This window comes from Streptomyces canarius (assembly GCF_014650735.1).
GTDB lineage: Bacteria > Actinomycetota > Actinomycetes > Streptomycetales > Streptomycetaceae > Streptomyces > Streptomyces olivaceoviridis.
Window position 1 is genome coordinate 1 of the sequence record NZ_BMVN01000115.1, and the last position, 9,793, is coordinate 9,793.

General features: G+C 67.8%; 8 protein-coding genes and 1 pseudogene. 4 read left to right on the top strand and 5 right to left on the bottom strand.

The genetic code is table 11. From position 1 onward, the window contains the following. The first annotated feature begins 67 nt into the window (after nucleotides 1-67). The gene (locus IE294_RS45585; protein ID WP_435858240.1) at nucleotides 68-2,608 is read left to right on the top strand and encodes a helicase associated domain-containing protein; all 2,541 of its coding nucleotides are present in this window, start codon (nucleotides 68-70) and stop codon (nucleotides 2,606-2,608) included. A gap of 154 nt (nucleotides 2,609-2,762) precedes the next feature. Here IE294_RS45585 and IE294_RS45590 read toward each other — a convergent pair whose 3' ends face one another. Both IE294_RS45590 and IE294_RS48805 read right to left on the bottom strand, forming a co-directional pair. Then, complete coding sequence (locus IE294_RS45590; protein WP_189895215.1) at nucleotides 2,763-3,272, bottom strand: transglycosylase SLT domain-containing protein; 510 nt, start codon at nucleotides 3,270-3,272, stop codon at nucleotides 2,763-2,765. A 331-nt stretch (nucleotides 3,273-3,603) separates the two neighbouring features. Beyond that, nucleotides 3,604-4,173, bottom strand: coding sequence for a hypothetical protein (locus tag IE294_RS48805; protein WP_229918176.1), 570 nt, complete (start codon nucleotides 4,171-4,173; stop codon nucleotides 3,604-3,606). A gap of 309 nt (nucleotides 4,174-4,482) precedes the next feature. On the opposite strand from IE294_RS48805, the gene IE294_RS45600 reads away from it, so the two are divergent. After that, complete coding sequence (locus IE294_RS45600; RefSeq protein WP_229918182.1) at nucleotides 4,483-4,812, top strand: hypothetical protein; 330 nt, start codon at nucleotides 4,483-4,485, stop codon at nucleotides 4,810-4,812. Continuing rightward, nucleotides 4,766-5,767: pseudogene (locus IE294_RS45605) on the top strand (ISL3 family transposase); the annotation flags it as partial. The gene IE294_RS45600 and the pseudogene IE294_RS45605, both read left to right, overlap by 47 nt. Before the next feature lie 150 nt (nucleotides 5,768-5,917). Here the strand turns inward: IE294_RS45605 and IE294_RS45610 are convergent. From IE294_RS45610 to IE294_RS45620, 3 genes are all read right to left on the bottom strand, one after another. Continuing rightward, nucleotides 5,918-7,156, bottom strand: a complete 1,239-nt coding sequence (locus IE294_RS45610) for an epoxide hydrolase family protein (RefSeq protein ID WP_229918178.1) — start codon at nucleotides 7,154-7,156, stop codon at nucleotides 5,918-5,920. Nucleotides 7,157-7,274: 118 nt separating this feature from the next. Further along, nucleotides 7,275-7,733: a nuclear transport factor 2 family protein gene (locus tag IE294_RS45615; protein WP_030655847.1), complete on the bottom strand. Its 459-nt coding sequence runs from the start codon at nucleotides 7,731-7,733 to the stop codon at nucleotides 7,275-7,277. 305 nt (nucleotides 7,734-8,038) lie between these two features. Then, nucleotides 8,039-8,803: an SDR family NAD(P)-dependent oxidoreductase gene (locus IE294_RS45620; protein ID WP_229918180.1), complete on the bottom strand. Its 765-nt coding sequence runs from the start codon at nucleotides 8,801-8,803 to the stop codon at nucleotides 8,039-8,041. 263 nt (nucleotides 8,804-9,066) lie between these two features. Here IE294_RS45620 and IE294_RS45625 point away from each other — a divergent pair, with 263 nt between their 5' ends. Beyond that, entirely contained in the window at nucleotides 9,067-9,672 is a 606-nt protein-coding gene (locus IE294_RS45625; protein ID WP_189895218.1) for a TetR/AcrR family transcriptional regulator, read from the top strand. Nucleotides 9,673-9,793 lie beyond the last annotated feature (121 nt).

The window sequence follows — 9,793 nt, forward strand, 5'->3', positions numbered from 1 at the left end:
CCAGCCCCTCAACCAATGACGCCCAACCCACACCAACCAATGACACCCAACCCGCACCTCACACGTGGTGAATCACCTTCAGGACCCACCCGGAGGGCGCATTCCACCGGAGGGACTGCGGACACAGGTAATCGCCGCTACCGGATCGGGAAAGACGCTGATTGCCGTGGAATCGGCGCGGCGGCTTTCCGCACGGCGGGTGCTGGTCTTGGTGCCGACGCTGGACTTGCTGACGCAGATGGCCGGCGCGTGGCGTCGGGGCGGTCGGCGGGGCGCGATGGTCGGGGTGTGCGACCTGCGGGCGGAGGAGTCCGACGGCATCCCGTGCACGACCGACCCGGACGAACTCGTCGCGTGGGTGCGGGACCTGGAGACGGTCACGGTGTTCGCGACCTACGTGGCGGTGGGTCTGGGCAAGCTCCAGCGGGCGCACGAGGCGGGTTTGCCGGTGTGGGACCTCATGATCATTGATGAGGCCCACCGGACGAGTGGGGACGGTCTGAAGCCGTGGGCGGCGGTGCACCATCAGGCCCGAATCCCGGCGGTGCGGCGGCTCTACATGACGGCGACGCCGCGCGTGTGGGAGGCCGAGGGAGAGCAGCCCCGGTTGGTGGCATCGATGGACAGGGACTCGCCGGTCTTCGGGCCGGTGGCGTACGAGCTGAAGCTCAGTGAGGCGGTCCGGCGGGGGATCGTTGCGCCGTATCAGGTGGTGTGTCTGGACATCCGGGATCCCGACCTGTACGCCGCGCTCGCCGAGGAAGCGGGAGGCTCTGATCGGGTGCGCGGGGCGCGGCTCGCGGCGCTCCAGACCGGACTGCTGACGGCGGCGGCGCGGGAGCGGCTGCGGCGCATCCTGACCTTTCACAGCCGGGTGTCTGAGGCGGAGGCGATGGCCCGGGGAGTTCGGTCCGTGGCGGCCCGGCTCGCCGAGGACGACCCGGAAGTGTTCCCTGCTGTGGAGCGGGTCTGGGCGGACTGGCTGCACGGGGATCACGCCCCCGGGTATCGGCGTGAAGTACTGGCCGAATTCGCCTCCGATTTTGTCGGTGGTGCCCGGTCGGATATCCCGGCCGCGGTGCGTGTTCTCAGCTCTGTGAAAGTCCTCGGGGAAGGTGTGGATACGGCGCAGTGTGATGCGGTCGCTTTCTGTGATGCGCGGGGTTCCATGGTGGACATCGTGCAGATGGTCGGGCGTGCCCTGCGTTTGAGTCCGGGTGAGGGGAAGTTGGCGTCTTTGGTGGTGCCGGTATTCCTCGGGCCGGATGAGGACGCCGATGACCTTTTGACGTCGGCTGCGTACGGGACCCTCGCGAAGGTGCTCGCGGCCTTGCGGGCGCACGACGCGGACACGATCGAGGCTTTGGCCGATCCCCGGCAGCGCAGCGGACGTCGGACCGGTGACGGGGGTGCTCAAGTTCTGCTGTCCGACGCCGCGTTGGCCGCCGATCGCGGCGAGGACCAGGACCAGGGTCAGGACTGGGACCAGGACCGGGGTGAGGGTGCCGGGGACGGCCGTGTAGAGGACGAGGCGGACGCGGGCGCCGAGGATGACGTGTGGGTGAGCCAGGCAGCGGCCGGTCTGCTGCGGTTCAGCAGCCCGCGTGACCCCGCGTTGCTCGCGCAGTTCGTGCGCCTGCGGGTGATCGATCCGGAGAACACGTACTGGCGGCGCGGGATCGCTGCGGCCATCCGGTGGCGGCGGGAGAACGGCGGGGGGCAACTGCGGGTGCCGTACGACTACGTGATGGGCGAGACCGAGTCGGTTGGCGCAGCCGCGGGGTTTCCGCTTGGGCGGTGGCTCGCCGACCAGCGGCGCTACTACGGCGCCGGGGCCCTGGCAGCTTCCCGCGTCGCGCAGCTCGACGCGCTGGGCATGGTCTGGTCCCACCACGACATCGCATGGGAAGAAGGGCTCACAGTCGCGCGAGCCTGGGCCGCCGCGCACGGGCATTTCCTCCCGCCGGTCAACGCGGTGGGGGACGGCGGCTACCCGATCGGGGTGTGGGCCAAGAACAGGCGTGCGGAGGCCCGCAGGACCTGGGAGAACGCCGAGCGGCGCGCGGCTGGTGAAGCGGTGCCTGTGGGCGCTGGGGAGCTGCCTGAGAGCCGTCTGGCGGCGTTGGAGGCCATCGACCCGGGATGGTGCCCGCTGGGGTGGGACGTGGCATGGCAGCGCTGTTTCACCCTCGTTCGCGCCCGTGTCCGGGCCGGGGGCGCGCTCCCCGAGGTGGCCGGTGAAGTCGTCGTGCAGGGCGAGGATCTCGGGGCATGGGTCCTCGCGCAGCGGCAGGGGTGGGACAAGCTGTCCCCCGCGCAGCAGTGGCTCCTGGGCAGCACGCTCGGACTGGAACCCGCCGGCCCCGAGGCCCGGCCCGGGAAACTCACCGCAGACGGCAAGTGGGCGTTGAACCTGCGCGCCGCACGGCAGCTCCACGACCGCGAAGGGCACCTACGCCCCGCCCGCAAGCACGTCGAGCGCCTGGACGTCGACGGCGAAACGGTCGACATCAAGCTCGGGATGTTCCTGGACAACACCCGCCGCCGGGCCGACAAGCTCACCCCCGAACGCCGCACCGAGCTGGACCAACTCGGGATGCGCTGGTAACCCGGGAGCTCCACGCCGAATGGGACCGTGCCGAGTGAGCCGACTCACGCTGGTTGTCACCTTGGCAGGCGGGTTGTCACCTGTCGGGGAGGCTGCTGCTTGACGCTCACGTCGAGCAGCAGCTTGTAGCTGGGCAAGGTTCCGCTGCAATGGCTCAGTACGCGGAGTTGACGTTGTCGATGGAGCCGTAGCGGTGGGCGGCGTAGTTGGCGGCGGCGGTGATGTTGGCGACCGGGTCGGTGGAGCTGTTGGCGGTGCCGGCGACGTGGAATGCCTTGAACGTGGGGTCGATGACCTGGAGCAGGCCCTTGGAGGGGGTGCCGTTCTTGGCGTTGACGTCGTAGTTGTTCTGGGCGTTGGGGTTGCCGCTGGACTCGCGCATGATGTTGCGGTGCAGGCCTTCGTAGGTGCCTGGGATGCCCTTGGCCTTCATGATGGTCAGGGACTGCTTGATCCAGCCGTCGAGGTTGTTCGCGGCGCCCTTGGCGCCGGCGGGGTCGGCGGCCTTGGAGGCGATGGCGGGGGCGGCCTTGGGGGTCTCGGCGGCGTGGGCGGTGGCCGGCGTCAGCGTCAGGGCCGCGGCCGCGGCGCCGGTGGTGACCAGGCCGGTGACGGCCAGGTTGCGCAGACGGGTGAGGCGGGACGCAGCGGTGATCGCGGTCATGGGGGTCTCCTACGGGACGTCTTTGAGGCGCCGGCCGGATGATCCGGTCGCGGCCTGTCGGGCGTCGGGGCGAGGCCCCGCACAGCGCGGCGAGCAAGGACGGCCCCGGCGATCCCGCCCGGCCCGACCCGCTGCTTGCGGCGACGACAGACATGGTTAGCAACCGCGAGAACGGGAGGCAAGATTGTGATCTACTACCCAAGGGCGTAGAAATTGCCTTAATTCGGTCATTCCGCTGCTTTCGGGTGCGTCAGACCGCTGTGCGGCTCTACGATCCCGCTTAGGACGTGACCTGCCTCTCGTGGGTGGCGTCACGCGGAGAGCCGGAAAATCAGAGGCTTCCGGCCGGGCTTGCTCCACCCGGAAGGGTGGCAGCGTGCAGCCCGGACATGCGTACATGTGATCGGCCCAGCCCTCTCCAGGGTGACCGCGGGACGCTGATGCGGGCTCGGTGGGCCCACCGGTAGGGGCCCGCGTACTTCTTGGCCTCGGCCAGGAAACCGAGCGCCGTCGTCCGGGCGGACGGGTCCACTTCCGGGCAGGCCAGACGCTGCTTGCCGCGGGCGCCGTCGGTGCCGTAGGTGCCGCCGGCCAGCCACTCGTACACGGCCGCATCGACCGAGGCAGCCTGCGCCGCGCTGCGGGTCTGGCCGTACTTGCCCACGATGCAGGAGGCGCAGGCGAGATGGGTGTCGGGGACGGGACGGCCGGTGACCGAGGACCTCCAGTGCTCCACCGTCTTCGGGCCGGTGTAGCCGCCCGCCGCGTCCCGGCCCTTGCGCGTGGGATCGGCGCCAAGCTTGACGCCCATCAGCCGCTCGGCGATGCCTGTGGCCCGACCGCGGTGGTAGCCGCCCGGCCGGGCCAACTGCCCACGCAGCACCTCGGCCGCCGCGCGCACCCACTCCCACGCCTGGCTTTATCGAGCAGTAGTGGTTCTGGCACGACTTCCGTGAAGCGCGCACGCTGAGTGACGGCCGCCGCTCCAAACAGGCTTCGGGAAGTTGCCTGAAAACGACCGGGCCCTTGGTGTGGTCAACAGTGCGGCGTCGTGGAAGAGACATCGCCTCCCGTGGAGGGCCTGCTGTTACCGTCCATCGCGAACGTGTCGGTGCAGTCGCTGGATGTGAGTCACGAGGCGGTACGCGTCAACGTCAGCAGTACGTCGGCTGGGGCGGAGTGCCCGGACTGTGGGAGCGAGTCGACCCGGGTGCACAGCTCTTACCTGCGGTTTCCTGCGGACGTGCCGAGTGGGGGACGTCTGGTGGTGCTGCGACTGCGAGTCCGGCGGTTCTTCTGTCCGGAGCCTTCGTGTGCTCGGCGGACGTTCGCTGAGCAGATGCCGGGACTGACTCGGCGGCACAGCAGGTGGACGGAGCGGTTGCGGTCGACTCTCGCCGCGGTGGGTCTCGCCCTCGCCGGCCGGGCCGGCGCCCGGATGGCACGGGCCTTCGGGCTGCCCATCAGCCGCAGCGCGGTGTTACGGCTGCTCGATGCATTGCCCGAACCCGCGGTCCCGGCCCCGCGTGGTTGGCGTTGATGAGTACGCGACACGCAAAGGACGGGGCTACGGCACGATGCTCGTCTACGTCGAGACCCGTCGGCCGGTGGATCTGCTGCCTGACCGAGAGGCGTCCAGCTTGGCCGCATGGCTGGCGAAGCGACCCGGGATCGAGATCGTCTGCCGGGACCGCGCGCCGTTCTTCGCGGAAGGCGCCACAGCCGGGGCACCACAGGCGACGCAGGTCGCCGACCGCTGGCATTTGTGGCACAACCTCGGGGAGGCCGCCGAGCGGGCTGTCGCCCGCCACCGCCAGTGCCTTCGCGTTCTGGTCCCCGGTCGCGAGGCGACGGCCGACGAACCGGCGCCGTCAGAGGAGAAGGCGGACTCTCCATGGCGGAGCGAGCGGTTCGCCAACCGCGTCCGAGCCCGGCACGCCACGGTCCACGCGCTGCTTGAAGCCGGCCACAGTCGCCGTTCCATCGGGCGCCAGCTGAACATGACCCACCGCACCGTCAAGAGCCTCGCCGACGCTGCGAAGCCGGAAGACCTCTTCCGCGGCCAGTGGCAGCACAACCGGACCTCCGTCCTCGACGAGTACAAGCCCTGCCTGGACGAACGCTGGGACGAGGGCTGCACCAACGCCTGGAAGCTCTGGGAGGAGATCATTCCCTTGGGCTATCGAGGCAGCTACGGCCGGGTCAGTGCCTACCTGCGAGAGAGACGCACTTCGCCACGGCCGGTCACCGCGCAACCGCCGGCACCCCGCGTGGTGACGAGATGGATCCTCAGCCGACCCGAGACGCTGACCGAGATCGAACAGCTCCGGCTCAAGACCATCCTGGCCAACTGCCCTGAACTCGACGCACTGACCGGTCACGTCCGGTCCTTCGCCCACATGCTCACCGAGCGGCAGGGGGAACGACTCCCGCAGTGGCTCGACGCCGTCCGCCAGGACGACCTTCCCAGCCTCCACACTCTCGCGGCCGGCATCGACCGAGACCGCGACGCCGTCATCGCCGGCCTGACCCTGCCCTGGAACTCCGGCGTCGTCAACCAACTGGGGAAGGGAAAACGGGCGGGCTTGTCACTTCTTCCCGCATCTCGGGGGAACCTCAGCAGGCCCCCACGTAGTGCGTGTGGCTCAGCTCACCACCCTGCGGATGGTCTCGGTCAGGTCCGCGACGAAGCCCTCGGGGTTCTCGTAGTGGACGAAGTGGCCGCCCTTCATGTGGGCGTTGACGTTGACCACGTTGTACAGGGAACGGGTAGGGCCGTTCTCGAAGACGGCGATGCGGTCCTCAACGGTGTTGACGGCCGGCGGGTAGGCATCGCCGAGCAGGAAGGTGAAGCCCGCGGGCGCCTCCACCATGGGTGTGCGGTTGTGCGACGGCACCCAGGGGTAGCGCACCGCGTTGCGGTACATCCGGATCGATGTGCCGATGGACTGGGTAACCCAGAAGACTGTGGCCTGGGTGAGGATGAAGTCACGGGAGAAGGCCTCTTCGAAGTTCCCGCGCTTGTCGCTCCACTTCTTCCAGCGGCGCAGAAGCCAGGCGAGCATGCCGATGGGCGAGTCGTTGAGGCCGTGCGCGAGTGTCGATCCGTCCAGCATGTGAGCGGCGACGTGTGACACGTAGGTGCTGATCATGAACTCCAGGCCCTCGCGCAGCTCGGGCGAGGCGTCCTCTGGGATCTTGGCACCGTCGGTCAGGTCCCAGAACCGTTCGTTGGAGAACATGCCCGGGGGCAGGTCGTGCCCGAGGTGCAGGGCGATGATGCTGTCCGCGTACTTGTGACCGAGCGCGCCGATGACCAGGGCGCCGTAGTCGGAGCCGGCTGCCGCGTACTTCTCGTATCCGAGCGTGTCGGTCATGAGTTTGTGCAGGATGTCGGCGATCTTCCAGTAATTCAGGTCGCCTCTGCCGACGGGGGTGGACCAGGCGAAGCCGGGCATGTCCGGGATGATCACATCGAAGGACAGGGACGGGTCGCCGCCATGCGCGGCCGGGTCGGTGAGCGGGCCGATGAGGTCGTAGCTGAACTCACCCGGCCAGGGCCAACCGTGGTTGATGATCAGCGGAATCGGGTTCGGGCCCTTGCCTCGCACGTACACGAAGTGCACGGGGGCGCCGTCGATCTCGACCTTGTGCTGGTTCCAGGAGTTCAGCCGCGTCTCCTGGGCGCGCCAGTCGAAGCCGTTCGCCCAGTACTCCACCAGCGGCTTGAGGTAGGCCGTGCTGATGCCGTAGTACTCCTCTTCGTTGTCCAGATCGTCGAAGAAGCGGGTCTTTTGCAGGCGCTCCTTCAGGTCGTCCAGAACGTCCTGCGGGACATCGATCTTGTACGGTTCCAGGGTCTTGGCCTGCGTGCTGTCACTCACGGTAGCTTCTCTTTCTGTGAGAGTGAGGAAAGTGGGAGGGGGGTGTCCGAGCCGAGCTGCGGCTTGCGCTGAGGAAGTCGCCATCAGCTACGTCCGCAGACTCGGGTGTGCGGTGTGGTTACTCGCTGAAGTCCAGCCGGATCCGGGTCTGCTTCAGCTCGGCGATGCGCCAGCCGGCGGCGGTCCTGACGAATCGGGCGTGGTAGTGGCCGAAGCCGTGCATGACCCGGAAGGGGATGTCCTCGGACACCGGCGCGTCGGCGGGCCGGGTGACGATGTCCTCCATCGACCACACGCCATGGGCGCTGGTCGCCGAGTCGACGTCGATCTCGTCGGTGAAGAGGTGGTGGATCAAGGTGACGTCCGGGCCCCCGCTGGCCCCGATCGTCTCGGCGATCTGCTCCCGGCCCTCCATGTGCAGCCACACCGAGCCGTCCGGCTTGTGCGGGGTGAAGGTGCCGTCCTCGGTGAACAGCTCCGTCAGGTCCTGCCAGCGCTGGTTATCGGCGTAACGGACGTAGCTGGCCATCAGGCGGCGCAGGTCCTCGATGATGCTCAGACGGTCGACGGTGTCCATCAGTTCCTCCGTATCGGACCATGTGATCCGGCTTGTCAATAGGTGGACTAAAAGCAAAGTTGGTGGGACTACGAGGCCCTGAGGTTCAGCCTCGGTGGCACGTCTCGCGCCGTTTGCGGATCACCCGTCGCGCTGTCACGCCGTGAACTGTTCGCGATACGTGGCAAGGAGTCATAGCCATACGACTGAGTTCGTTTCTCTGACCCGCCGCCATGTCGGTGAAGGCGCCGGGGTGATGGCGCTGACGAAGGGCGTTGTGCCCTGCGGCCGCCTGCTCCGCGCTCGGCGGAAGGGCCTGGCGTGGCCTACAGCGTGGTTCCGCCGTCAATGGTGATGCTCGCCCCTGTCATGTAGCGCGATTCCTCGCCGGCCAGGTAGGAGATGAGAGCGGCGATCTCCTCGGGTGCTCCGACACGCTTGAGCGGGCTAGACTCCGCGAGCATGTCGACGAAGTCCGCGTTGAGGTCCGTATGGGTCGGGCCGGGCTGGATGTTGTTGACCGTGATCCCTCGGGGCGCCAGGTCGAGCGCGACACCCCGGACCAGACCGACCAGCGCCGCCTTGGTCATCTGGTAGACGCTGGTACCCGGCGTGCGCGTGCTGATCGCCGCGTTGCTGCCGATCGTGATGATTCGCGCGCCGTCCAGTACGTGCGGCAGGGTCGCCTGGATCGACAAGAACACCGCTCGCACGTTGATGGCGAGCATCGTGTCAAGCTCTTCGAGCGTGACCGTGTCGATGGTGCCCATCCGGAAGATCCCGGCATTGACCACCACGACGCTGAGGGCACCGAAACGGTTCACGGCCTGTGCCACTGCACCTCGTACAGCTTCCGCATCTGCGCTGTCCGCCTGGATGGCGAAGGCCCGACCGCCCTCACGCTCGACGGAGTCGACAAGCTCATTGGCCTTGTCGGCCCGGGAGGCGTAGGTGAAGGCAACGGCGTAACCATCGGCCGCCAGACGAGCGACCGCAGCCGCGCCGATACCCCGGGAGCCACCGAAGACCAGCGCAGCCTTGCGGCCTTCCCCGAATATGTCAGACATTACGTGCCCTTCTTTGCCAGTCATGGTCCGTTGCTTCCTCACGAGGCGGTGCACCCGGGGTGACAGTTCGTCACCACAAGCGGACCGCCCGGTCAGGTTCAAACCATACAGCCATCCGGACCGGGCGGTCACGTTAGCTGGCTCACAATCGGACCGCCCGGTCAGGTTCTGGGTAGAATCAAAGCGGGTCAGGCCTCACGCGGGATGCGGAGGCCCCACTGACGGTCAAGGCCGCGACGACCCAACGGCCCCGTTGCGGCCAGATTCAGGCCTGAGAGAGAGGCGTCATGACCAACTCGGTGACCAAGCCGATGCGCAGCGATGCGATACGAACCAGAAAGCTCCTGATGGAGGCCGCCGCCACAGCGTTCGCCGAGCAAGGCGTGGAGGCATCGATCTCGGAGATCGCCGAGCGGGCCGGGATCGGCAAAGGGACTGTCTTTCGGCACTTCAGCACAAAAGAAGACCTACTGGCGTCAGTCGTCTCCGAGAACCAGAACACTCTCGTGACGATCGGTGAGAGGCTCGCGCAAACCGCGGCTCCGGCTGAGGCGCTGCTGGAATTCATGGCCGCCGCCATCGAGCTGCAGATCAGCAACCGCGCGTTCTGCCAGGTAGCGCACGGGGAAGCCCGTAACCACCCCGACGTACGCAACGGCCTCGCGGCCCTCGACGCCATCACCACAACGCTGACCGACCGCGCCCGCGCACACGGTGCCATTCGTCAGGACATCACGGGACAGGACGTCATGCTTCTCATGAGCGGAATCTTCCAGACCGCGTCCCCCCTGCTGCCGACCCAACCACACCTGTGGCGCCGCTACCTACGCCTGGTCTTCGACGGTATGCAAGCCGAGACACTCGCGCTGCCGGGTCCTGCACCAGAGGGATAAGACGCCATCTCATTTGGTTCGGTAGGCTGCCGGTCGTGGTTTCGATCGTTGAGCGGCAGGTGCCGGATGAGTTGTGGGAGCTGTTCCAGCAGGTAGTTCCGGAGGCTCCGTCGCGGCCTCA